Annotated in this window: 24 protein-coding genes and 2 pseudogenes; 16 read left to right on the forward strand and 10 right to left on the reverse strand. The window is 32.5% G+C overall.

Annotated features, from left to right (window positions below; genetic code table 11):
• Positions 1–12 precede the first annotated feature (12 nt).
• A complete protein-coding gene (locus Q4528_RS01620) occupies positions 13–540 on the reverse strand; it encodes a VOC family protein (RefSeq protein ID WP_046467192.1) in 528 nt (175 codons plus the stop codon).
• A gap of 223 nt (positions 541–763) precedes the next feature.
• On the opposite strand from Q4528_RS01620, the gene Q4528_RS01625 reads away from it, so the two are divergent.
• Entirely contained in the window at positions 764–1,279 is a 516-nt protein-coding gene (locus Q4528_RS01625) for a YceI family protein (RefSeq protein ID WP_017637283.1), read from the forward strand.
• Between the two features lie 112 nt (positions 1,280–1,391).
• Here Q4528_RS01625 and Q4528_RS01630 read toward each other — a convergent pair.
• From Q4528_RS01630 to Q4528_RS01640, 3 genes and pseudogenes are all read right to left on the reverse strand, one after another.
• Positions 1,392–2,800: pseudogene (locus Q4528_RS01630) on the reverse strand (DHA2 family efflux MFS transporter permease subunit).
• 161 nt (positions 2,801–2,961) lie between these two features.
• Positions 2,962–3,411, reverse strand: coding sequence for a MarR family winged helix-turn-helix transcriptional regulator (locus Q4528_RS01635; protein WP_017637285.1), 450 nt, complete (start codon positions 3,409–3,411; stop codon positions 2,962–2,964).
• 30 nt (positions 3,412–3,441) lie between these two features.
• Positions 3,442–4,413, reverse strand: coding sequence for an SMP-30/gluconolactonase/LRE family protein (locus tag Q4528_RS01640; RefSeq protein ID WP_046467393.1), 972 nt, complete (start codon positions 4,411–4,413; stop codon positions 3,442–3,444).
• A 269-nt stretch (positions 4,414–4,682) separates the two neighbouring features.
• Here Q4528_RS01640 and trhO point away from each other — a divergent pair, with 269 nt between their 5' ends.
• A complete protein-coding gene (gene trhO, locus Q4528_RS01645) occupies positions 4,683–5,645 on the forward strand; it encodes an oxygen-dependent tRNA uridine(34) hydroxylase TrhO (RefSeq protein ID WP_029056208.1) in 963 nt (320 codons plus the stop codon).
• Between the two features lie 127 nt (positions 5,646–5,772).
• On the forward strand, positions 5,773–6,753 hold the full coding sequence (locus Q4528_RS01650) for a choloylglycine hydrolase family protein (protein ID WP_046467194.1): 981 nt from the start codon (positions 5,773–5,775) through the stop codon (positions 6,751–6,753).
• A 75-nt stretch (positions 6,754–6,828) separates the two neighbouring features.
• On the opposite strand, the gene Q4528_RS01655 is transcribed toward Q4528_RS01650, so the two are convergent.
• Together Q4528_RS01655 and Q4528_RS01660 are read right to left on the reverse strand one after the other, a co-directional pair.
• A complete protein-coding gene (locus Q4528_RS01655) occupies positions 6,829–8,202 on the reverse strand; it encodes an MFS transporter (protein ID WP_017637288.1) in 1,374 nt (457 codons plus the stop codon).
• 158 nt (positions 8,203–8,360) lie between these two features.
• A complete protein-coding gene (locus tag Q4528_RS01660) occupies positions 8,361–9,551 on the reverse strand; it encodes an NADH-dependent flavin oxidoreductase (protein ID WP_303520297.1) in 1,191 nt (396 codons plus the stop codon).
• A gap of 243 nt (positions 9,552–9,794) precedes the next feature.
• On the opposite strand from Q4528_RS01660, the gene Q4528_RS01665 reads away from it, so the two are divergent.
• From Q4528_RS01665 to pcp, 6 genes are all read left to right on the forward strand, one after another.
• Positions 9,795–10,799, forward strand: coding sequence for an LLM class flavin-dependent oxidoreductase (locus Q4528_RS01665; RefSeq protein WP_046467196.1), 1,005 nt, complete (start codon positions 9,795–9,797; stop codon positions 10,797–10,799).
• 21 nt (positions 10,800–10,820) lie between these two features.
• A complete protein-coding gene (locus Q4528_RS01670) occupies positions 10,821–11,153 on the forward strand; it encodes a glycine cleavage system H family protein (RefSeq protein WP_029056213.1) in 333 nt (110 codons plus the stop codon).
• Positions 11,154–11,951, forward strand: a complete 798-nt coding sequence (locus tag Q4528_RS01675; RefSeq protein WP_046467197.1) for a protein-ADP-ribose hydrolase — start codon at positions 11,154–11,156, stop codon at positions 11,949–11,951.
• Positions 11,938–12,828, forward strand: a complete 891-nt coding sequence (locus tag Q4528_RS01680) for an SIR2 family NAD-dependent protein deacylase (protein WP_017637293.1) — start codon at positions 11,938–11,940, stop codon at positions 12,826–12,828. Before Q4528_RS01675 ends, Q4528_RS01680 begins: the two co-directional genes overlap by 14 nt.
• Positions 12,829–12,839: 11 nt before the next feature.
• The gene (gene lplA / locus Q4528_RS01685) at positions 12,840–13,862 is read left to right on the forward strand and encodes a lipoate--protein ligase (RefSeq protein ID WP_070452902.1); all 1,023 of its coding nucleotides are present in this window, start codon (positions 12,840–12,842) and stop codon (positions 13,860–13,862) included.
• 266 nt (positions 13,863–14,128) lie between these two features.
• Entirely contained in the window at positions 14,129–14,767 is a 639-nt protein-coding gene (gene pcp / locus Q4528_RS01690; RefSeq protein ID WP_046467199.1) for a pyroglutamyl-peptidase I, read from the forward strand.
• 58 nt (positions 14,768–14,825) lie between these two features.
• Here pcp and Q4528_RS01695 read toward each other — a convergent pair whose 3' ends face one another.
• Positions 14,826–15,386, reverse strand: a complete 561-nt coding sequence (locus Q4528_RS01695) for a tubby C-terminal domain-like protein (protein ID WP_046467200.1) — start codon at positions 15,384–15,386, stop codon at positions 14,826–14,828.
• Positions 15,387–15,548: 162 nt separating this feature from the next.
• Between Q4528_RS01695 and Q4528_RS01700 the strand changes: the two genes are divergently transcribed.
• Entirely contained in the window at positions 15,549–16,016 is a 468-nt protein-coding gene (locus tag Q4528_RS01700; protein WP_303520299.1) for a bacillithiol transferase BstA, read from the forward strand.
• Between the two features lie 174 nt (positions 16,017–16,190).
• A complete protein-coding gene (locus Q4528_RS01705) occupies positions 16,191–17,609 on the forward strand; it encodes an anion permease (protein WP_017637302.1) in 1,419 nt (472 codons plus the stop codon).
• Positions 17,610–17,672: 63 nt separating this feature from the next.
• Here Q4528_RS01705 and rarD read toward each other — a convergent pair whose 3' ends face one another.
• Both rarD and Q4528_RS01715 read right to left on the reverse strand, forming a co-directional pair.
• Positions 17,673–18,575 carry an EamA family transporter RarD gene (gene rarD, locus Q4528_RS01710; protein WP_046467202.1) on the reverse strand — a complete coding sequence of 301 codons (903 nt, stop codon included), beginning with the start codon at positions 18,573–18,575 and terminating at the stop codon, positions 17,673–17,675.
• A 153-nt stretch (positions 18,576–18,728) separates the two neighbouring features.
• Positions 18,729–18,935, reverse strand: a complete 207-nt coding sequence (locus Q4528_RS01715) for a zinc ribbon domain-containing protein (RefSeq protein ID WP_046467203.1) — start codon at positions 18,933–18,935, stop codon at positions 18,729–18,731.
• A 244-nt stretch (positions 18,936–19,179) separates the two neighbouring features.
• Here Q4528_RS01715 and Q4528_RS01720 point away from each other — a divergent pair.
• Both Q4528_RS01720 and Q4528_RS01725 read left to right on the forward strand, forming a co-directional pair.
• Positions 19,180–20,187: pseudogene (locus Q4528_RS01720) on the forward strand (HoxN/HupN/NixA family nickel/cobalt transporter).
• Positions 20,188–20,258: 71 nt separating this feature from the next.
• Positions 20,259–21,116, forward strand: a complete 858-nt coding sequence (locus Q4528_RS01725) for an SDR family oxidoreductase (protein WP_303520303.1) — start codon at positions 20,259–20,261, stop codon at positions 21,114–21,116.
• Positions 21,117–21,467: 351 nt separating this feature from the next.
• Here Q4528_RS01725 and Q4528_RS01730 read toward each other — a convergent pair whose 3' ends face one another.
• The gene (locus Q4528_RS01730) at positions 21,468–22,493 is read right to left on the reverse strand and encodes an SDR family oxidoreductase (RefSeq protein ID WP_046467204.1); all 1,026 of its coding nucleotides are present in this window, start codon (positions 22,491–22,493) and stop codon (positions 21,468–21,470) included.
• 201 nt (positions 22,494–22,694) lie between these two features.
• Between Q4528_RS01730 and Q4528_RS01735 the strand changes: the two genes are divergently transcribed.
• From Q4528_RS01735 to Q4528_RS01745, 3 genes are all read left to right on the forward strand, one after another.
• The gene (locus Q4528_RS01735; RefSeq protein ID WP_046467205.1) at positions 22,695–23,744 is read left to right on the forward strand and encodes an ABC transporter permease; all 1,050 of its coding nucleotides are present in this window, start codon (positions 22,695–22,697) and stop codon (positions 23,742–23,744) included.
• Between the two features lie 15 nt (positions 23,745–23,759).
• Entirely contained in the window at positions 23,760–24,422 is a 663-nt protein-coding gene (locus Q4528_RS01740; protein ID WP_017637309.1) for an ABC transporter ATP-binding protein, read from the forward strand.
• A gap of 251 nt (positions 24,423–24,673) precedes the next feature.
• Positions 24,674–25,024, forward strand: coding sequence for a DUF4064 domain-containing protein (locus Q4528_RS01745; protein WP_046467206.1), 351 nt, complete (start codon positions 24,674–24,676; stop codon positions 25,022–25,024).
• Positions 25,025–25,172 lie beyond the last annotated feature (148 nt).

Below are 25,172 nucleotides of genomic sequence, written 5' to 3' on the forward strand. Positions count from 1 at the left end.
AATCATAACTCATCACTTAATTTCGTTCGGAATGTAAACTTCTGATTCACTATCAGGAGGATAATAATATCCGTTAGGAATCGTTTGTAATTCAATTAAACTGCCCCATGGTGTTTTGATATAAACTGTTTGATTATCGTTCGTATCTTCATAACGTGTATTTAAATGTGGTTCTGAAATTGGCTCGCCACCAGCAGATTTAACTTGTTTTACAGCATGCTCAAAGTCATCTACATAAAAAGATATGTGCGTATAGCCAATATCTTGCAATGTCTCTGCTTGACGTTGTGTTGCATCTTTAAACTCAAATAGTTCAATATTAGGTCCATTTCCAAATACCATCATTCGTTTTTTAATAATTTTGGCACCGTGTTGTAGTCCTAAGACACGTTCAACAAATTCTCCTTCTCTAGGGTTGTCGTATTTTGTTTGGCTATCATAAGCAATTTTTCCATCTAAACCTTCTTTAAAAAACTGTGTTGCTTCTTCAATATCAGGAACAGTAAGTCCAATATGATTAATACCTCTTGAAATTGTCATATTTAAACACCTCTTTACTTTTATTTTTCCCGTATTTTAATTTTTCTACTTTTTTATTCTTATCATTTGACACTTTTTGTTAATAAATATACTTTTAAAGTAGAAAAAGCCTAAAACTTTTAGATATTTAAGCATTAAAAAGTTTGCTTTTCTAAAAATAGTGTAGTATATTATTTATATCAAGTACAAATGATATATTAAAAAGAAAACGGAGGAGTTAATTATGACTCAATTTACATTCGATAGCGTACACAGTTCTTTAGAATTCCAAATCAAACACTTAATGGTATCAAAAGTTAAAGGAACATTTGATCAATTTGACGTAAATGTTGAAGGCGACATTAACGACTTAAGTTCTTTAAAAGCAACAGTAACAATCGATCCAAAATCAATCAATACTGCTAATGAAGATCGCGACAATCACTTAAAATCAGGAGATTTCTTCGGTACTGACGAATTCGACAAAATCACTTTCGTAACTAAAGAAATCAGCGAAAACAGTGTTGTTGGTGACTTAACTATTAAAGGTGAAACTCATGAAGAAAAATTTGACGTTGAATTCAATGGCGTAAGTAAAAACCCTATGAACGGCGAACAAGTTACTGGTTTCATCGTAACTGGTAAAATTAACAGAGAACAATACGGGATCAACTTCAACCAAGCATTAGAAACTGGTGGCGTAATGTTAGGTAAAGACGTTAAATTCGAAGCTTCAGCAGAATTCAGCGTACAAGACTAATTTAAATATATTTTTTTAAAACGTCTGGGTATAAACCTAGACGTTTTTTTATTTTATAACTAAAAAGGTTTGCACACTTAAATTAGTATACAAACCTTAATACTTATTTTTCTTAATTATCTACCTTTGGCTTTTTAACAAATAATGAACAAATTAAACCAATGAATGCTAAGACTACTAAATACCAGAATGCTTTTTCTGCTCCATGTGCTATTAATATTGTTTCTGATATTTTTTCATGAGTTTCTGAAAAATGTTTCATTGCAATAGTATATATTGTAATAGCAATTGTGGTACCAGCTGAACCAGCCACTTGTATTAATGTAGTAATCGTTGCAGAACCATCCGGGTATAATTCTTTTGGTAACTGATTTAGTGCATTTGTTTGAGCAGGCATCATAATCATTGTTATTCCTATAAACATTAACATGAAATTACAGATAATCACCCAAACTGGTGTATGCGCTGATATGGTAAAAGCGAAGATTAACATAGAAATAAATAAAATAACAAAACCAAATATACCAAATATTTTCGCCCCAAATTTATCAAATAATTGACCTATTATAGGGGACAAAATTAAATTCATAATATTGCCTGGTAATAAGATAAGGCCTGCCATAATAGCGCTAAACATTAACGATCCCTTGATATATATCGGTAGAATAATACCTGATCCTAGAATACATAATATAACAAGAAAAACCATAAGAGCCCCTAAATTAAACATGCCATATTTAAATACTCTTAAATTTAACATTGGAGATTTAAGTGTAAATTGACGTCTAACAAAGACTATTAATGCAAGAATACCAATCAACAACGGTCCCCAAACAACTATATTCATGAATGGTTGTTCTGCCATCATATTTAATCCAAAAATTATTCCAGAAAATCCAATTGTCGATAAAATAATAGATAATATATCAATTTTCGGTTTCGTAATTTCTGAAACATTCTCTACTTTATTGATAGCTATAATTAAAATAACGACATATAATACTGCACTAATCCAAAAAATATAGTGCCAACTAAGAGATGAAATGATGATACCAGCAATAGTTGGTCCTAAAGCTGGTCCTGCAGTCATTACAAGTCCCATAATCCCCATAACTACCCCTCTTTTTTCAATGGGGAATATAAGCATTAACACTGTAACCATTAACGGCAGAATAATTCCAGTACCTAACGCTTGGACAATACGACCTAATAGTAAAAAGGAAAATGCAGGTGCTATTGCAGCAATTACAACCCCTATAAGAGATAATATGATACCTGATATTATCAATTTTTTGTGCTAAACCATTTAGTTAAATAGACAGATACGGGTACCATACATGCCATCGTTAATAAATATCCTGTAGTCAACCATTGGGCTAAAACAGCACTAACATGGTAATCGCTCATTACATTTGTTAATGCCATGTTTAATGCTGTTTCACTAAACATTCCCATAAATCCACCTATCATTAATACAAAAGCAAACATTTTGGGACTTTTTACTTTTACTTGAGTCGTCATTCTATACCTCTTCCCTTATAACATTCTTTTTTTAAAGCATTAGCACTAACTTTAGCAAATGCGTTTCAATTTTGTCAACTTAGTTGACAAAAATAAGGCATAAAATAACTGTTGAACTACAATCTGTGTAAATTCAACAGTTTAATTAACAAAAGATATATTCAGTTATTTTTAAACTCCTTTAAGTTCCAATCTTCACTTAAAAGTTTCTTTAAGGTTTTCATATTTTCAGTACCAAGTTGTTTTTCAATATGCGATTCTAATTGTTGATTAATTTTTAAATACTGTTCATAACATTTTTCTCCATATTTTGTGAGCTGTACACTTTTCTCTTTTTTATTACCTTCTACATCTTTTATAACAGCTATTTCTTTATCTTGTAATTTATTTACAACTTTATGAATGGCTTGACGTGATAAATTCACTGATTGATTTAATTCTACAAAACTTAATTGCTTTTTATAAATTCTAAAAATAACGTACCACTCAGAACTTGATAATTTGCTATCAGTTATTTCTTGATTCGTTAAGTCTTCAACTATCCCTCTTAAATGGCTATGGCGCTCACTTATTAAATCAACAAAATCTAATTTTTCATAGTCTTCATACATATTTTTCACCCGTTAACTTAATCTATTTTCTTATTGAAATTGATAACTGTCATGGCCTTTTGCGAATCCATTAACTGTATACAACATAGAACCGCCACCCATTTCTATATCATTCGCACATATGATTAATTGATTTGTACCAGGGATAAATTGAGGGTGTGTAGAACGTAACATATGACCTTCATCTCGACCTGGCATTAATATTTGTCCAATCGGATAGCCTTTTTTATTAAATACTAATACTCTACCTTGCCCATACATTGCTACATATAAATTATCATCACTATCTATACAACATGAGTCTGGTCCTTCATGACCTGTGAAATAATATGGAATCGTCGCGCCAAATGGTGCAATCGTCACTCCATCTTCTTCTAAGTCTATTCGATGTAGACGATTAGTAGTTGTTTCAGTTACCCAAAGAGTGCGCTCGTCAGTACTTAAAGCAATACCATTAGCAACACTAATATTTTGTATCACAGGTGTTACATGTTGAAAATCTGGTGATACGTAATATACACCGCCTTGAGGATTAGTTGAATACCCTCTAAAATCTGTAAAATAAAATCCACCTTTACTATCAAACACCATATCATCAATACAATATTCAGTAGTTAATTCAGCAATAATTTCTTCAAACTGTTCCCCTTTTTCAGTAGTAGCAAATATTCCGCCAGTTGATTTGAAATCACCTAAATAACAAATAAACAAGCGACCATCTTTATGAATTTTAATTGCTGCTGGATTGTCTTTTTCTGATTGGAATGGAGGTGTTACTTCTTTAGATTCGGGATTTACTTTAAAAATATTACCTTTAAAAACATCTAGTAAAAATAATTGACCATCACGATCAAACTGTAGTCCTTCAAGTTGTAGTCCTTTATCGGAAATTTCTACCCATGGTTCAGCCGTAATTGTTTGAAGTTCACTTTCAGAAACAATCGGTGCGACACTTGCTGATTTTCCTTCATATTTTAATGTTGGTAATCCATTTTGTTCCATATCCATACCCCTTCTTTCTTTAATATTAATCACTCCTATTTTATCTGAAATTATTTTTAAAGTCATTGAATGGCTAACTCATTTTAAAATTTAATATATAAAATAATACATAATCATTTTTAATTTATAAGCTGAGATATTGAATCATTTGCTAATTTTGGTACAATATTATAATGGTATAAAAAAATGCACAGACATTAACGAAACAAATGATAAATAATCATATATGATGTAGAAATAATTAGATTAATATTTAGAGGAGAATAAGAATGGATTATAGAGTACTTTTATATTATAAATATACAACTATTGATGACCCCGAAACTTTTGCAGCTGAACATTTAGAGTTTTGTAAAAACAATAACTTAAAAGGTCGTATTTTAGTATCTACAGAAGGTATTAACGGTACATTATCAGGTACAAAAGAAGATACTGATAAATATATGGAACATATGCATGCAGACGAACGTTTTAAAGATATGACATTCAAAGTTGATGAAGCTGAAGGTCATGCTTTCAAAAAAATGCACGTACGTCCTAGAAAAGAAATCGTTGCACTTGATTTAGAAGACGATGTAGATCCACGTGAAACAACTGGTAAATATTACTCACCTAAAGAATTTAAAGAAGCACTTGAAGATGAAAATACAGTCATCTTAGATGCTAGAAATGACTATGAATTTGATTTAGGACACTTCCGTGGTGCAGTACGTCCAGATATTACACGTTTCAGAGACTTACCAGATTGGATTCGTGAAAACAAAGATCAATTAGATGGTAAAAACATCGTGACATATTGTACTGGTGGTATTCGTTGCGAAAAATTCTCTGGTTGGTTAGTTAAAGAAGGCTTTGAAAACGTAGGTCAATTACATGGCGGTATCGCTACTTACGGTAAAGATCCTGAAACTAAAGGCCAATATTGGGATGGCAAAATGTACGTTTTCGATGAACGTATTAGTGTAGATGTTAACCAAGTTGAAAAAACGGTTGTCGGTAAAGAACATTTTGATGGCACACCTTGTGAACGTTACATTAATTGTGCAAATCCAGAATGTAATAAACAAATTCTTGTTTCAGAAGAAAACGAAGAAAAATATTTAGGCGCTTGTTCATATGATTGCGCTAAACATGAACGTAACCGTTATGTAGCAACTCATGACATTAGTGATGAAGAATGGAATCGTCGTTTAGAAAACTTTAAAGACGTACCAGAACACGCTCACGCATAAATAATTATTGATTGGACCCATTAAAAAAAATGTGGTCCTTTTTTATTTTGCAAGTTCATTGAATTAAATGTTTATCAAGAATATAATTGATAATAGTTATCAATTAAAAGATGTGGAGGTTTGCTTAATGTGTACTGGTTTTACGTTTCAGTCTTATCAAAATGAGACTATTTTAGGTCGAACAATGGATTATGATTGGCCTTTAACAGGTCATCCAGCAATACTGCCTCGTCATTATACTTGGGAGTCTCGCGCTGATTATCAAGGTACTACTTTATATGGTTTTGTAGGCACAGGAAGTGACATGGAAGGCTTTATGTTTGGTGATGGCATGAATGAACATGGTCTTGCTATTTCTACACAATACGACAGAGATTATTGCACCTACGCTTCAGAAATACTAGACGATTATATTAATATTTCTCAAAATGATGTATTAATTTGGGTACTTGGATATCATCAAACGATTGAAGAACTCATTCAACATACAAGCAAAGTTAATGTCGTCGCCGTAACACTTAATGATATTAATGACGTCCCACCGCTTCATTATCATGTATCCGACGCAACTGGACGTTCTGCAGAAATCACTTTTGAAGACGGACGTATGGTAGTTCGTGATAATCCAATTGGCGTATTAACGAATCATCCAGACTTAAATTGGCATTATGAGAATCTCAAACAATATATTAATATCACACCTTATCAACCACAATCTCAATTAACCAATGGAGCTACATTACAACCTTTAGGAGCAGAAAGCGGTACACACGGCTTACCTGGTGGTTATACATCAACTGAAAGATTTGTCCGTGCTGCTTATTTAACACGTCATCTTAAACCATCACCAAACGATAATCCTATCTTAGATGCTTTTAGAATTTTAGACACAGTGAGCATTCCAAAAGGAGCTGTGCGTCCTAAAGGCAGTGATTTTTACTATACGCTATATCAAACTGTATTTAATTTAAGTACTAAAACGATGTACGTCAAATACTATCAATCTAATCAAATTTTAGAATTACAGCTCAATGAAGATCTTTTAAATCAACATGATTTAATCATTTATGAACCCATACAAGGCATTTCAACAACGTCTTTAAATTAATATATAGCATATATAAAGGCAGTACTGATACGTTTTAATTTGTATCAATACTGCCTAATTTATTATTATTTGTTATTATGCTTTTACATTTTTTGGAATAAGTATGAACGCAGAAATAACACCTAATACCATCATAACTGCACCTGTTAAGAATGAAATCGATGCAGCAGTGGCAACTGGATAAAATTGCGAACAAACAGTAAAGATTGTGGTGTTAATTGCAACACCAAATGCCATACCAAGCGTTGCTCCCATTTTATATAAACCAGTGGCAAAACTTACTTTATCATCAGGCATATTAAATACTGCAACAGTTAGACCAGGTGTAGCAACTAAGCCGTTACCAATGGCACATATCACAAACGCTACCACTACTACTCCAACATACCAATGTGGCACAAAGAACGTCATACTAATTAAAATGATTCCTAATGTTGGGAATAGTGGACCGGCAATTAACATACTTTTACCACCGAAACGTTTAATCGCAAGCTCACCGAAACGAATCATCAGTATCGCCATAATTGTATAAGGTACGATGACTAATCCCGTTTGTGCTTCGTTTAAGCCAAGTTGTTGTTGAGCATAGCCGTTAAATACAACTGTTGTACCTGTACCAGTATTAACAACAAAGTTATTAATCGTTGCTCCTAAAAATGATTTATTTTTTATAATTGAAAAGTCAATAAACGGTACTGTCTTTTTCTTTTCATAAAAATAAAATATTAATAATGCAATGACAATAATAACGACAAGTGTGATTGTGAATTTCCCAATGCCGTATGTATATCCTTGAGTCATTAGAATCATCAATGCCGCGATAAATATGCCAAACAACACCATACCAACATAATCAAATGGTTGATGATTACGTTCTTCTCGAGGTGCTTCTTGTTTATTTCGTAATATTATTAAAGCAATGATTGATAACACGATAGAAACTATAAATATAGATTGCCAGCCTAAGTGACCAGATAACCATCCACCCACATATGATGTAAGTCCTATACCACCTACCGTTGCAATCATTAAATAGCTATATGCTTTACGTAATTGTTGTCCTTTAAAATGATCTGTAACTAACCCTATCGTCGACGGTAATAAAATCGCCGCTGATAAACCTTGAAATGCACGTCCAATAATTAAAAACGCAGTAATATGCGTACTAATCAGACTTAAACAACCAATAATACTAAATAATAGGCCTAATTTCGTCATTCTTAAGTTTCCTATTTTATCGGCAACATCCCCTGCACAAACCATAAATATACCAGTTACAAAGCCTACTAGACTGATAGATAAGTTTTTAGTTGCATCCGTTGTATCAAATGTTTGTTGCACACTAGAACCTATATTGATAAACGATTGTGCGAACATCCAATATGTTAACACTGCAAAGCACGCAGCTAATACGAGACTGCCATCAAATTTATTTACCTTGATAGACACATTTGTCACTCCTTATATTTTAAATGAGAATTATTATCAATTAAGACATAAGTTATTATAGCATGCTTCACTCTCATTAAACATATCTTTTTTATCATTTTTAAAGGTATAAATAACTTGATTACGATATTTATACCTTTTCATCTCATCATGTAAGATTATTCATCATAGTTTTGTTCTAATTTGCGAAGCTCATCGCGAGTTTGTTTTTTTAATCCTTCTCCATAATCCATCATTTTCACTATATCTTTGAATGCAGCATGTGGTATCGCTAATGCATCGAATTCTTCCGGTTGTACGTGTAAATTGATTTGTTCAGGGTGACCTTCTTTTAACTTACTAACAAAATCTGGCTCAGTCACAAATGGTGATGACATACCTACCATATCTGCATTTTGTAATGCGTCTAAAGCTGTTTCAACGGAATTAATACCACCACTAGCAATCATAGGAATTCTACCATTTAAATGTTCATAGACAACTTGATTCACACGTCGTCCAAAGTTCTCGCCAGGTGTACGTGTCGTATTTTGATATATATGACGTCCCCAACTTGCGATAGCTAAATATTGTATATCAGCAACTTCCATTACCCAGTCTAGATGTTGATTAAATTCATCTACCGTGTAGCCTAAGTCACTACCACGTGTTTCTTCAGGAGTAGCCCGATAACCTAATATAAAACCTTCAGGCGCTTCTTCATCTATCACTTGTTGCACAGCTGACATCACTTCTAAACAAAATCGTGTACGGTTTTCCAGTGAATCTACACCATATTTATCATGACGTTGATTGGAAAAGGTAGAAAGGAATGTTTGTAGTAACAATCGTTGTGCTATAGAAATTTCAACACCATCAAAGCCCACTTGAATTGCTCTTGAAGTCGCATCTGCATATTGTTGAATGACCTCTTGAATTTTTTCTTGTGACATTTCTAATACTTCATGTTTGATGGGTGAATGTAATGTCATAGGACTTGGACCATATACTTGTCCGTAATTAAGAATAGCTTGATTCGAAAAACGTCCTGCATGAGCTAATTGTATAATTGCTTTGTTGCCTTCTTTTTTCATTGCTTGAGCAACTTTTTTCAAACCTGGAATACATGCATCATCCTGAATGTTAAATCCATATTCAAATAGTTGACCATAAGGTTCAATGTACGCAGCACCCGTCACTTGTAATGCTGCCGAATGTGCACGTCTTTCAGCATATCGTAAGTCTTCATCGGTGATATGTCCTTCTTTCGTTGATGAATTAGTTGTCATCGGTGATAAAACAAATCGATTGTTAAGTTGTAAACCATTAGGTAATTGAATAGGTTGTAACAATGCTGAGTAATCTTCCATGTCGTATCCTCTTCTTTCGTTCACATTTATTAAACTCAACGTATCACTAACATGCCCAATAATCAATTTAAGAAATTGTGTCACCCATTAATATGATTTTTATATTTTAACTATGGCGCTTTTAGTACGAATATACTTTAACAATTATTTTTTATTTTTTAATCCAAAAATTTAACAAATTAGGGCAATGACAGTTACAATAAGGATGGGTATATAAAACGGAAGTAAGATGGAGATGAGTCTTTGGTGGAACTAAGTATTCTTGATTATGCAATGATTGATGAAGGAAAAAATGCACAACAAGCTTTAGATGATACAGTCCGATTAGCTAAACTGGCTGATAAATTAAATTACAAACGTTTTTGGATTACAGAACATCACAATGTGCCTGCCTTTGCATGTAGTAGTCCAGAACTATTAATCATGCAATTGTTAGGACAAACATCACATATTAAGTTAGGGTCTGGTGGCGTAATGCTTCCACACTATAGTCCTTATAAAGTGGCCGAAAACTTTCGTATGTTAGAAAATTTTTATCCTAATCGTGTCGACTTAGGTATTGGTAATAATGTGGGGACGCCTATAGTCAAACGTGCTATGGATGAAGATAAAGCTGATTATCTAGATTATCAACAAAGCATTATCGATATCAGACAATATATAACGGATCAAACAGCGGAACAACGTTTTCCATCTATTATTGCACAACCACAAATTTCACATCATTCAGATATGTGGTTACTAGCTATGAGTCAACGTTCAGCTAAGATGGCAGCAGAACAAGGTATGGGCTTTGTCTTAGGTACATTTTTATTACCTAACGAAACTGCTATTCAATCAAGTAAGTTAAGTATTCAAACGTACCATGATCACTTTCAAACAACATCATTACAAATGGAACCAAGAGTCATCATCACTGTTTTCACTATCGTTACTGATACAGAAGAACAAGCTTACAACTTACAACAAGCTTTAGATGTCTGGTTATTAGGAAAGGAAAACTTTTCAGAGTTCGACAAATTCCCTTCTCCTGAAACAGCAGCAGCATATCAATTATCCGACCGTGACCGAACACGAATACAAGATACACATGCTTCGATATTAGCTGGTACAATTGATACTGTTAAACCAAAACTAGATAAAATGGTTGAAGATTTTAATGCAGATGAAGTGTTAATTGTTCCACTTTTACCAGGTATTGATAATCGTTGCCGTACTATCGAATTACTAGCACAAGCATATTTATAAATATTGAAAGGAAGATGCAAAATGGCTAAATTAGCAAATTATATCAAAGTTGAAAAAGAAGGAAATCAATACGTGTACTATATGACTCCAGAATTACAAGATGACGTAGGTACTGTTGGTTATGTAGAATTCATGTCTCCAGATAAAGTCGAGAAAAATGATGAAATTGTAAGTATTGAAGCTTCTAAAACAGTATTAGATGTTCAATCACCTCTTGCAGGAACAATTGTTGAGCGTAACACTAAAGCAGAAGATGAACCTGCTATCTTAAATTCTGAAAAACCTGAAGACAATTGGTTAGTTAAATTAGAAGATGTTGACGAAGACGCATTCAATGCATTACCAGAGGCATAAATGATACAGACACAACAAGAGCGACTACATTATCTCATTCAATATCTGTGGCAAGAAGCACATGGTGATAAGTCTTTAAACATACCTTCTAATGAACAAGACCAATGGGAATTATTTAGAGGATTAGTAAATGTACGATCACCTAAACCAATTGACGATGAATTCCTTAAGATACAAGACGCGTATTTAAGCACTTTAAACAATGAAAATCCGGTTAACATCGATGAGTTATCACCTATTTTAGGAAACAATATTTATTTATGGCAAGGTGACATTACTCGTCTTAAGGTAGATGGTATTGTGAATGCTGCAAACAGTCGTTTATTAGGCTGTATGCAAGCAAATCATAACTGTATAGACAATATCATTCACACTAAAGCAGGTGTTCAACTTCGTTTAGCATGTCATGATATTATCGAAGAACAAGGTCGTAAGGAAGGCATGGGCAAAGCCAAAATAACGTCTGCTTATAATCTTCCATCACAGTATGTGTTGCATACAGTTGGGCCTCAAGTTCGTAAATTGCCTGTTTCTCAAATGAATAAAGATTTGCTGGCTAATAGTTATCTTAATTGTTTAAAATTAGCTGACCAATACGACATGAAACATATCGCTTTCTGTTGTATATCTACCGGTGTTTTTGGTTTTCCTCAACAGGAAGCGTGTGATATTGCTATTGAAACAGTTTTAGATTATTTAAAAGAATCTCAGTCATCGTTAAAAGTTGTATTCAACGTCTTTACTAATGAAGACCATGCATTATATAAGGAGGCGCTTAGTCATTATGAATCAAACTAATTGGAAAGCGCTCCAACTTGCTCAAAGCGAAGCATCACAATCAAGCATTTTAGCACAAGCCATCGATGAAGCCGATGCAGTGGTTATCGGTATCGGTGCGGGTATGTCCGCATCAGATGGTTTTACATATGTTGGAGAACGTTTCACGTCTAATTTTCCTGATTTTATCGAAAAATATAACTTCTTCGATATGCTTCAAGCCAGTTTATATCCGTATGGTAGCTGGCAAGAATATTGGGCGTTTGAAAGTCGCTTTGTCAAACTCAATTATTTAGATCAACCAGTCGGTGCTTCTTATGTAGCACTTAAAAATATATTAAAAGATAAAGACTACCACATCATTACAACAAACGCCGATAATGCTTTTCTCGTAGCTAATTATGATTTAAATAAAGTATTTCATATTCAAGGTGAATATATTTTATGGCAATGTAGTCAACACTGCCATGCACAGACTTATCGTGATGATGATGCCATTCGTGAAATGGTAGCCAAACAAGAAGATATGAAAATTCCTTGGGAACTTATTCCTCATTGTCCTAAATGTGATGCCCCTATGGAAATTAATAAACGTAAAGCAGAAGTTGGCATGGTAGAAGATGCAGATTTCCATGCACAACTAGACCGTTATAATGCTTTCCTTGAAGCACATCAAACGGGTAAAGTATTGTATTTAGAAATTGGTATCGGCTATACGACACCTCAATTTGTGAAACATCCATTCCAACGCATGACACGTCAAAACCCAGACGCTATTTTCATGACTTTAAATAAAAAGGCTTATCGCATTCCAAATACAATTAAAGATAAAACAATTCATTTAACTGAAGATATTTCGACATTAATTACAGATGCACAACAAAAATTAACAACTTAGGAGCTAAAAATATGTATTTAATTGAACCTATTCGAAACGGCGAATACATTGCTGATGGCGCCGTAAATCTTGCGATGCAAGTATATGTAAACCAAAACATTTTCTTAGATGAAGACATTCTATTACCTTATTATTGCAAACCTAAAATAGAGATTGGACGTTTTCAAAATACTGCTGTTGAGTTAAACCAAGACTATGTTGATGATAATAATATTAAAGTCGTACGTAGAGATACTGGTGGTGGCGCTGTTTACGTAGATGAAGGCGCAGTGAATGTATGTTGTATTTTAGAACAAGACACATCTATCTATGGAGACTTTCAAAGATTTTACCGTCCAGCGATTGAAGCATTACATAATTTAGGTGCTACTGATGTTATTCAAAGTGGACGTAATGATTTAGCACTCAATGGTAAAAAAGTTTCTGGTGCGGCAATGACTGTTATTAACAAACGTATTTATGGTGGCTATTCATTACTATTAGATGTTGATTATGAAGCAATGGTTAAATCACTTAACCCTAATCGTAAAAAGATTGAATCAAAAGGTATTCAATCCGTGCGCGCTCGTGTAGGTAACATAAGGGACTCACTTTCACCAGAATATCAAAATATCACGATTCAAGACTTTAAAGATCTTATCATTACGCAATTAATGGGTATAGATGATATCAAAGATGCCAAACGTTATGAATTAACAGATGAAGATTGGGCTGGTATTGATCAATTAGTAGCTGAAAAATATGATAATTGGGAATGGAACTATGGTCGTTCTCCACGTTATGAATATAATCGTAACGACCGCTTCGCATGTGGCACGATTGATATTTCTCTATCAATTGCCGGAAATCGTATAGAAGGATGCAGTATCTTTGGTGATTTCTTCGGTCAAGGTGATATTAAGGATGTAGAAGACCAATTGATTGGTACTCGCATGGTCAAAAGTGATTTACTCGATTGTCTTAACAATATTGATTTAAACTTCTATTTCGGTAAAGTAACCGCAGAAGAATTAGTCACATTAATATTGAGTTAGAATTAATAAAATTTTTTCAAAGGCATAAGTCCAAAATAAAAGCCAGTAAATGAACTATTGTTAAATTCATTTACTGGCTTATTTATAATACTACGTAACAACATGTGTTTTTAAATGAAAAGTACTTTTCTATTTTCAAAAATTATAAACTATAACTGTTTCTTAAGATGTTGTTCTAATTTTTTGTCTGATTTATTTTTAATAAATATTACTAACTCATGTTATGATTTATTAAAATAACTACGTCGATTGGATGGGATATTTTTATGAAAATATTGGTCACTGGATTTGATCCGTTTGAGGGTAATGAAATGAATCCTTCTTGGGAGGCTGTCAAACAATTATCTTCTCAAATCGGGGAGCATGACATCACTAAAATAGAGATTCCTACTGTATTTCATAAAGCTATTGAGGTCATTGAGCAAAAATTAAACTCAGAGCACTATGATGCTGTCGTTGCTATTGGGCAAGCTGGAGGACGCGCAGAAATCACGCCTGAACGTATTGGAATTAATATTGATGATGCGCGAATTGCAGATAACGATGGGAACCAACCTATAGATATACCTATACGAAAAAATGGAGCTGCCGCTTACTTCTCAAATTTACCTGTTAAACGTATGACAGAAAGTATAAAAAATAATGGAATCCCCGCCAAACTTTCGAATACTGCAGGAACATTTGTATGTAATCATATCTTGTATCAATTAGGATATTTAAATGCGACACAATACCCTAATTTATTATTTGGATTTATCCATGTCCCTTATTTACCAGAGCAGGTTACTGACAAACCTGGCACACCTTCCATGTCTTTAAATACAATTGTTCAAGGATTAACCGCTGCTATTAAAACTATCGACCATTTACCTGATTTAAAAGCAGCTTTAGGCGAAACACATTAGTTTCATATATAAGAAAAAACCGGAAATGAAAAGCACATTCATTTCCGGTTTTGCTATTTTATATTGTAGGTGGTCCTAACAATGACCATGCTTTTTGATGTCTAACATGATTATCAGCAAAAATATGAAGCATAGCGATACATAATAAAGTATGTTCTTGGAAAAATGAATCTTTGCCCGCTCGAACTTCTGCATAGTCTCCTACTTGCTTCCAACTTGCAATATCTGTATCTAATTTCGCATCTTTAATATGTGCATTTTGATTTTCATCGGCATAAATATTCAATATCCTATCATTGAGTTTAATAATGCCATACGTATCTTTACTTCCACTACTCTTTTTATCAAACAATACTTTTTGTTGCGTATTATCGTGATAGTAATCCAATGCAAAATGCTTACTATCTATCATGGATTTAGCATTTGCTTTAATTATCACATTACCCTCATGATTACGAACTTCATATTTTCTAAAACGTAACGACAACGTTAAAATACTGATTAACCTTTGTATTGGGTTATTATAAACTTTTCGAATATAAGCTATGTCTTGATTAGTTTCATCATATACAACAGATGCTTTGGTTGAAAAAGGATTCCTTTTTTTATACTTATACATCAAGTTACCACCTTATAATTCTATTTTAGCTACTTTTCTTAATATCATCTTACTATAAATCTCCTACAACTGTACAAGCTTCTAATGCATACAACTTATTAATTACGGGTAAACATTACTAGAATAATAAGTATACTTTTTATACAAAGGAGAATAACTAATATGACTAACACAGTATATGATGTAATAGATACAGGTGTTCACTATTTATTAAATATGTACGAAGATTGGAAAATTGAAGACGTATTAGATAAAGATAGCGACGTATTCCCTAATAATTTACATTGGCAATTGGGTCATGTATTAACTGTTTTTGAAAATGCATTATCTAAAGGTGACCAAAATGTCGTAGATTTAGATCTTTATAGAAAACTATTTGCGCCAGATTCTAAACCTGCAGATTGGTCTAACATTGACGGTGACGTTCCTGACATAGACAGTATCTTAAATGATATTAAAACAATTCCTGAACGTGCCAGAAAATTAACAGATGAACAATTAGCTATAGAACTAGAGCAACCGATTGCTGGTTTCTCAACTGTTGAAGGTTTATTAATGTTAAATACCATCCATATTCCGCTTCATGCTGGTAAAATGGAAGAAATGGCACGTGTATTAAAAAACAACTAAATTAGACTAAATTTAAGCTGATTTCACAATGGTGTGAAATCAGTTTTTAACGTTTTAGGCATATGTGCTATATCACTTATCAATTAAATTTAAAATCCCTCTGTACATTAATTTCAATTAGGATTATTCTGATGTTGTACATATGAATTCTCTACAGAAAGAAGGACACTTATTGTGGAAAACTCAGTAAAATATAAAAAATTCATTTTACCAATTGTTGTTGGTTTACTGATTTGGGCTTTAACCCCTCTTAAGCCTGACTCATTAGATACACAAGCTTGGTATATGTTTGCGATATTTGTCGCTACGATTATCGCATGTATCACTCAACCTATGCCAATTGGTGCAGTATCAATCATTGGTTTTACATTAACTGTATTAGTTGGCGTAGTCGATATTAAGACGGCTGTGCAAGGCTTTGGGAATACGAGTATATGGCTGATTGCGATGGCTTTCTTCATTTCTAGAGGTTTTGTCAAAACTGGGTTAGGTCGTCGAATTGCACTACAATTCGTAAAATTATTTGGTAAAAAGACGCTTGGTCTAGCATATTCACTTGTAGGTGTTGATTTAATATTAGCTCCGGCAACTCCAAGTAATACTGCTCGTGCTGGTGGCATCATGTTCCCTATTATTAAATCCCTTTCAGAATCATTTGGCTCAACACCAAAAGATGGCACAGAAAGAAAAATGGGTGCTTTCCTGATTTTCACTGAATTCCAAGGAAATCTGATTACTGCTGCAATGTTCTTAACCGCAATGGCTGGGAATCCTCTTGCACAAAACTTAGCTGAAAAAACTGCTCATGTACATATAACATGGATGAATTGGTTTTTAGCAGCACTTGTTCCTGGATTAGTTTCACTCATTGTAGTGCCATTTATTATTTATAAAATGTACCCACCTACAGTCAAAGAAACACCAAATGCTAAAAATTGGGCAGAAAACGAACTAGCAAAAATGGGTTCAGTTTCTCTTGCTGAAAAATTTATGGCAGCTATCTTTGTCATTGCATTAGTGTTATGGATGATAGGAAGTTTTATTAATTTAGATGCTACATTAACAGCATTTATTGCTTTAGGCTTACTTTTACTTACAGGTGTCTTAACTTGGAAAGATGTATTAAATGAAACAGGGGCATGGAATACATTGGTTTGGTTCTCAGTACTTGTATTAATGGCTGATCAATTAAACCAACTTGGATTCATCCCATGGTTAAGTAAAGTAATTGCTCAAAGTTTACATGGCTTAAGTTGGCCAATTGTTATTGTGTTATTAATACTGTTCTTCTTCTACTCACATTATTTATTCGCAAGTTCAACTGCACATGTGAGTGCAATGTATGCAGCATTATTAGGTGTTGCCGTAGCAGCCGGAGCACCACCATTATTCAGTGCATTGATTCTTGGTTTCTTCGGTAACTTAATGGCTTCAACAACACATTATAGTAGTGGTCCTGCACCAATTCTTTTCGGTTCTGGTTACATTACACAAAAACGTTGGTGGACAATGAACATCGTATTAGGCTTTGTTTACTTCATTATATGGATTGGTTTAGGTTCATTATGGATGAAAGTTTTAGGTATATTTTAATCCTTTAAAATAAAGAAAAGTCATCACCTTACTCACTCGAAATAGTGTTAAGGTGATGACTTTTTATTTATTAATTGGTCTTCTTTTCATTTTTAAATATTGAGAGATACTATATAAAATAATACCTATCCATATAAAGACAAATGTAATGAGTTGATGAACATCAAATGGTTCATTAAACAAGAATATGCCTAGAACAAACATAATCGTTGGTCCAACATATTGTATAAATCCTGTTAAAGATAATGGGATACGTTTAGCTCCCGCAGAAAATAAAATTAAAGGGATTGCTGTAATGGCACCTGAAAACAGTAACCAGAATGAAGACATATTCATACCAAACGTTAATTGATGTTGTTGCCATAAATAACCTACATAAATTAGTCCTGCAGGTGCAGTAACAATACACTCTACCGCAATACTACTAATCGCATCGATATGAACAACCTTTTTAAGTAGTCCATAAATACCAAATGAGAATGCTAACATGAGTGAAACAACTGGAAATTCTCCAACTTTCAATGTCATATAAAGTACGCCGATAAATGCGAATAAAATGGCTAGCCATTCAAATTTATTGAATCTCTCTTTTAAGAAAATCAATGCTAATAAAATACTCACTAACGGATTAATGTAATAGCCTAAACTAGACTGTAATACGTGGCCGTTTGTAACTGCCCATATAAATGTACCCCAGTTAACTGTAATAACATAGCCAGCAACAATAATTGCTAAAAGTTGTATCGGATGTGATACTAACTGATTCACATCTCTCATAAAGGATTCTCTTTGATGCTTTCCGACAGCTAAGATAAATACCATAAATATCGCCGAAAAAATGATTCTAAAAGCTAAAATTTCAAACGCACCGATTTGATCGATCAATTCCCAATAAATCGGTAAAATTCCCCATAATACATATGCGCCTAACGCGAAAAATATCCCTTTTTTATATTCGTTACTCATCAAAGTCCTCCCTTCACTCTTTTAAATAGTAATAATATCAGTCTACTAATAATCACCTAGAAAAAACAATAGTTTGTTTACATAAAAAATAGCGTGTATAAATATCGTACACGCTACTCAAATATCATATTTAATTTACCCTGTTCTCTAAATTTAACCGAAGAATAAATCAACGATATCCATTTTATTATTTTTAGTATCTTTATAAAACCCATTATAACCACAGTTTTTACAAGTAATTGTTTTAAAATTATTATGCTGTAAATCAAATACTTTAGACAGACCTGAGCCTGTTGCAGAAAGTGTACCTTCTTCTACTTCAGTATGACCACATTTAACACAACCATTTTGTTCAGCCATTTCTCATCTCTCCCTTATTTAAAATGTTTATCAATATTACAATACCTATCGATATAATTAATTAAACGTATAGTTAATTGATAGGTATCATTTAATGGATAAAATATTTAACCAATCATTAAATTATATGTATTTTTTCCATAACAATTTTGTTATACGAATCAATTTTTCTTTGAGGTTAGTATAAAACAGAGTATTATTAATTTATTCTGTGTATTAGAAAGAAGGTACTATTTTGAAATATATGAATCGACAATCATTAAGTTGGTTACCATACATAAGCATTGTTATTATACTTCATATCATAGGATTTAGTTTTTTATGGTTTGCAGGTAAAGATCACCATATTTTATTTGGCATGGGAATATTGGCATATACATTAGGTTTACGTCATGCCTTCGATGCTGATCATATTGCAGCAATTGATAATACTGTTAGAAAGTTAATTCAACAGAAACGTGATCCAGTAGGTGTTGGATTTTACTTCTCAATTGGACATTCAACTGTTGTATTTTTAATGGCAGTTTTACTAGGTATTTCCGTAAAATGGGCTAAAAGCGAGCTACCACATTTCCAAGAGATTGGTGGCACAATTGGTACTTTAGTATCAGGATTTTTCCTAGTTTTAATTGGCGTATGAAACCTTATAATCCTAGTGTCTTTAGTTCAACTGTTTATGAAATTACGAAAACAAAAAGGCGTTAATGACGAAGAAATCAATGATTTATTAGAATCTCGAGGATTTATTACAAGATTTGTTGGCCCTTATTTTAAAGTCATTAGTCGAAGTTGGCATGTATTACCATTAGGATTTTTATTTGGTTTAGGCTTTGATACTGCTAGTGAGATTGCATTACTTGCTTTATCATCAGGTGCTTCTCAACAAGCTATTTCATTTATTGGTATTTTGTCATTACCTATTTTATTTGCAGCAGGTATGAGTTTATTAGACACATTAGATGGTGTCGTTATGAAATCAGCGTATAATTGGGCATTTTTCAATCCTATCCGTAAAATTTATTACAATATTACGATTACGACTATTTCAGTAATTGCTGCATTAATCATTGGTTTAATCGAATTATTACAAATCATGGCTGACAAATTTAAATTATCTGGAGGCTTCTGGTCATTTATTGAATCTATACAATTTGATTATTTAGGCTATATTTTAGTCGCATTATTCTTAATCACATGGTTAATTTCTACATTGATTTGGAAATTTGGTAAAGTTGAACAACGTTGGTCTTAAATCTTTGCGATTCTATCAATAACAAAGTAAACTAAGTTCAATTAAAAAATAGAAACTTGGGGTATTTATTCATGAATCAAAAAGTAGCATTAATTACTGGCGCATCAACTGGATTAGGATTTGAAACATCTATTTTATTAGCTAAAAATGGTTATAAAGTATATGCAACAATGCGTAATCTTGAAAAGCAAGAGGATTTAATTAACAAAGCACAAGAATTAAACTTAGATATATATACTAAACATTTAGATGTCACTAATGTAGATAATATTAATCGAGTTGTGAATGATATTGTTGAAACTGAAGGTCGCATTGATATTCTTGTAAATAATGCAGGTGCAGGTTTTGTCAAAACAACAGAACTCGCTACTGATGAAGAAATTATGTGGCAAGTGAATTTAAATTTAATGGGTGTTATTCGTATGACTAAAGCAGTATTACCTACTATGAGAAGTCAAAGAGATGGTCGTATTATTAACATTTCTTCTGTAGGTGGTTTAGTTGGGCAACCGTTTAATGAAATATACTGTGCAACGAAGTTTGGTGTAGAAGGATACACTGAATCTATGGCGAGTTATGTTCAACCTAAATTTAATATTAAGTTTACCGTTATTGAACCTGGTGGCATTCAATCAGAGTTCACGAATAATGTGATGTCACAACTTCAGTCTACGGGTGGTCTTAAAGACGACGAATACAAACCAATTCTTGATAAATATTTAGGTGGTTTGAAGGAAAATTACGGAACAGGATCTTCTCAAACATCTGAAGAGGTTGCAGAAGTTATCCTTAAAACATTAGAAATGAATGAGCCACCAATTCGTAAACGTACTTCTGAATGGTCAGAAACATTTACTCAATTAAAAACAAAAGCCGATCCAGATGGTAAAGAACAACAACAACGTGTTGTTAAATTACTTGGGAAATAAAAAACAGAGAGGCTAGGACATATATCCAAAATAATAGCACTAAGATAATTTATTTTAATCATCTTAGTGCTTTCTTTATATCCAATACTTCGTATTGTATGGCTTCGCATTCCTAGGGTACAGTTTCAGCCAGAAATGCTACACAGATAAATCTGTGAGAATTTCTAAGGTCTTCAACTAGTACTGTTCCCTTAGGAGTCTTGCCATAAATACTACGTATTTGTACATAATTTTATATTAAAATACTAAAAAATAATGAAAAGGATAATTTCTATATTACTTCAATAGAAATTATCTTTTTTCACTTGTCTAAGAACTTTATCTTTCGGTTACTCTTTTTCTTCGTCTTAATTAAAATAAGTTATATTTCGACATGCTATCTACAGCTTCTAGTACTGCATCTTCTTGTGAACCAATCGGACGCCAACCAAGAATAGATTTAGCTCGTTCATTACTTATATTTCTATTCATATTTAATAGTAATTTACCCTCTTTAGCTTCTTTGTTGAAATAAGCACCAATATTAATTGCAAAGTTAGGTAAAGTTTTAGTTGATACCTTTTCTGAAAGTTCAGGACGTTTATTTTTCACTAATTTAGCAATTTCTGCTAAGGTAATTTGACCATCTGCAGAAGCAATAAATCGTTTACCATTAGCATCGTCTGATTTCATTGCTAGAACGTGTAAACGAGCAACGTCTCTGACATCAACTACATTTAAAGGTACATTTGGCACACGTTTCATTGATCCATTCATAATGTTTTTAATCATATCAAAGCTACCAGAGACATGGGAATCCATTGATTTCCCTAACACAGCAACTGGATTAATCGTCGCAAATTCAATTTGGTTGTCTTTATTATTAACAAAATCCCAAGCTGCTTTTTCAGCTAATAGTTTTGATTTTTCATAAGCAGAAAGACCTGGTTCATCTTGATTTGTCCAATTTTCTTCAGTTGTAATAGTTGATTTATCTTTGTTACTGAATCCTACTGCACCAAAGTTAGATGTCATAACTACTTTTTTAACATTTTCTTTTTCAGCTGCTCTTAAGATACGTTGAATACCTTCTATCGCTGGTCGAATGACTTCACTTTCATCTTCAGGAATTTCGAAAAATACTGGAGAAGCCACACTTAATACGTATTTACATCCACGCATTACTTCATTCCAATGTTCATCTTTAGAAAGATCTGCTTCAGCAAATTCTAATTTATCAGTATTGATATGGTTATTTTGCAATGTTTTGATTACTTGTTGTTTTTTATCTAATTTACGTACAGTTGTACGTACTTCATAGCCGTCTTTTAATAATTCAGAAATGATACGCATACCTAAAAATCCAGTACCGCCTGTTACTAATACTTTATCATTCATAATTTAACCTCCTCAGGTTATCCATTTGAGATTTTAGTATAACAGTTTAAAAATCTATCAACTAACTAATTATATGTTAAATACCTAAATATCAATATTTTTATTTTTTCTCATCATCTAAACTTATACTTCATACTAAAAAATGGTATCTTTAAGAAATAAAGGTGATGGAACTAATGTATAAAAGGAGGTTAAGTATGTATGTTCTTAGCTTGGAATGAAATTAAAAGAAATAAACTCAAATTTAGCTTAATTATTGGGATCCTAGTACTCATAAGTTATTTATTATTTTTACTATCTGGCTTAGCCAATGGTTTAATTAAAATGAATACAGAAGGCATTGAAAAGTGGCATGCAAATGCTATTATTTTGAACAAAGATGCTAATCAAACTGTTGAACAATCAGTATTTGATCGATCTAAAGTAAGCGATGACTTTAAAGATGCAACACCATTAAAACAACAAGGCGTTATTGTTTCAAATGATAATAAAGAAGAAAATGCTTTACTCTTTGGTGTTACTTCAGATTCATTTTTAATACCCAAATTAGTTGATGGTAATAAAGTTAATAAAACAAATGAGGTAATCATAGATCAAACGCTTAAAGATAAAGGTTTTAAAATTGGTGATACATTGTCATTATCCCAATCAGATGAAAAATTAAAAGTTGTTGGTGTCTCAGAAAGTGCGAAATATAATGCATCTCCTGTTATTTTTTCCAACAACAAAACTATAGAAAAGATTAATCCAGCTTTATCTAAAAATCAAACAAATGCCGTTGTAGTTAAAGATAAAAATTGGAAAAATCATAAGTTAGATAGTGAACTTGAAGGGGTTTCAATTGATCAATTTATTGAAAATCTACCGGGTTATAAAGCTCAAAATATGACACTTAATTTTATGATTTCTTTCTTATTTGTGATTTCAGCAACTGTGATCGGCGTCTTTTTATATGTTATGACGCTTCAAAAAACGCAGTTATTTGGCGTATTAAAAGCACAAGGGTTTACGAATGGATATTTGGCAAAGATGGTGCTTGCTCAAACATTTATATTATCACTCATTGGTACTGCAATTGGACTCGCACTCACACTATTAACGAGTACTATTTTACCAGATGCTGTTCCTATACAATTTAATATGGTTACATTATTAATTTTTGGCTTAGTACTTATCATTATTTCATTATTAGGCAGTCTATTTTCAGTATTATCTATTAGAAAAATCGATCCACTAAAAGCTATTGGATAGAAAGGAGTGTGTGCTTTGTTAGAGTTCAAAGGAGTTACAAAATCTTTCAAAGATGGTAATCATATTATTGAAGCAGTTAAACCGACTGATTTGAAATTTAACCAAGGTGAATTAATCGCAATTGTTGGCCCATCTGGTTCTGGTAAGAGTACATTTTTAACTATGGCTGGCGCGTTACAAACACCAACATCTGGTGAGATATGGATTAACGGTGACAATATTACTAAATTAAAGCAAAAAGCATTATCACGAATCAGAATTAAAGAAATTGGATTTATTTTACAATCGACTAATTTAGTACCTTTTTTAACGGTAAAGCAGCAATTTCAGTTATTAAAAAAATATAAAAGAGACACACTTAATAAAGAAGAATACCAAACATTGTTGGAACAATTGGGATTAGTTGAAATAGAAAATCAATTGCCGAGCGAAATATCAGGTGGACAAAAACAACGTGTCGCTATAGCTAAAGCGATATTTACAGACCCATCACTCATTTTAGCTGATGAGCCAACCGCTTCACTCGATACTGATAACGCTATGGCCGTCATGAAAATATTAGAAAACCAAACAAAACAACGAAACAAAACATGTATCATCGTTACACACGACGAACGTCTCACACAATTTTGCGATAAAGTTTATCATATGAAAGACGGCGTGTTAAAAGAGCAATGATTTAAAATCACATTTTTTATAACGTAATAGTTAGAGTTAGTTAATGATTTAATACTTTTTTTTTTTGGAGTTACATTATCACCCATCATTAAAGAAGTTGTTCTCGTCTTTAAAGTGAGAACAACTTCTTTTTGTTTATTAATTTGTTTCGTAAAGAATTTTTGATTTTAATAAAAATAGTTGTAACAAAACTATTTATTTTATTTTTTATATAGGATATATTAATAGTATGCATAAAATGAGGTGAATTAATGAATAATTATCAATTTGAAAGACAAACAAATCGAGTAGCCGAAATGGTATTGGGTATTATGGGAAGTATTTTTGGTATGCTTGGTGGACTATTTGCAATAATGGTTGGTAGTATTGGCAATGAATTTGAAGCATCTGATAGTGGTCAAGTTTATGGTTTAGGCGTAGCTGTCATACTCACTTGTATCATTACATTAATCTTAAGCTGTATCATCAATAAGAAAAGAGTATTAATGGGTGTTCTTTTAATTATTGGTGGAATTTTAAATTTTGTTTTCATCAGCTTCTTTGGTATCTTATCAGGTATTTTAATTTTAGTTGCTGGTATTTTAGCATTAATAAGAAAGTAATATTTTTAACCTTCATTCAGTATTGGATGAAGGTTATTTTTATTTAATGTCATTTGTCATCAATATCATTGAGGAGAAATTTTTATTTTTTGATATAACCGCCTCTCCACAACTCATTTTATAAATAAAATCAATAATTTTGTGATAT

It is taken from the genome of Staphylococcus pasteuri (assembly GCF_030547725.1).
Taxonomy (GTDB): Bacteria; Bacillota; Bacilli; order Staphylococcales; family Staphylococcaceae; genus Staphylococcus; species Staphylococcus pasteuri.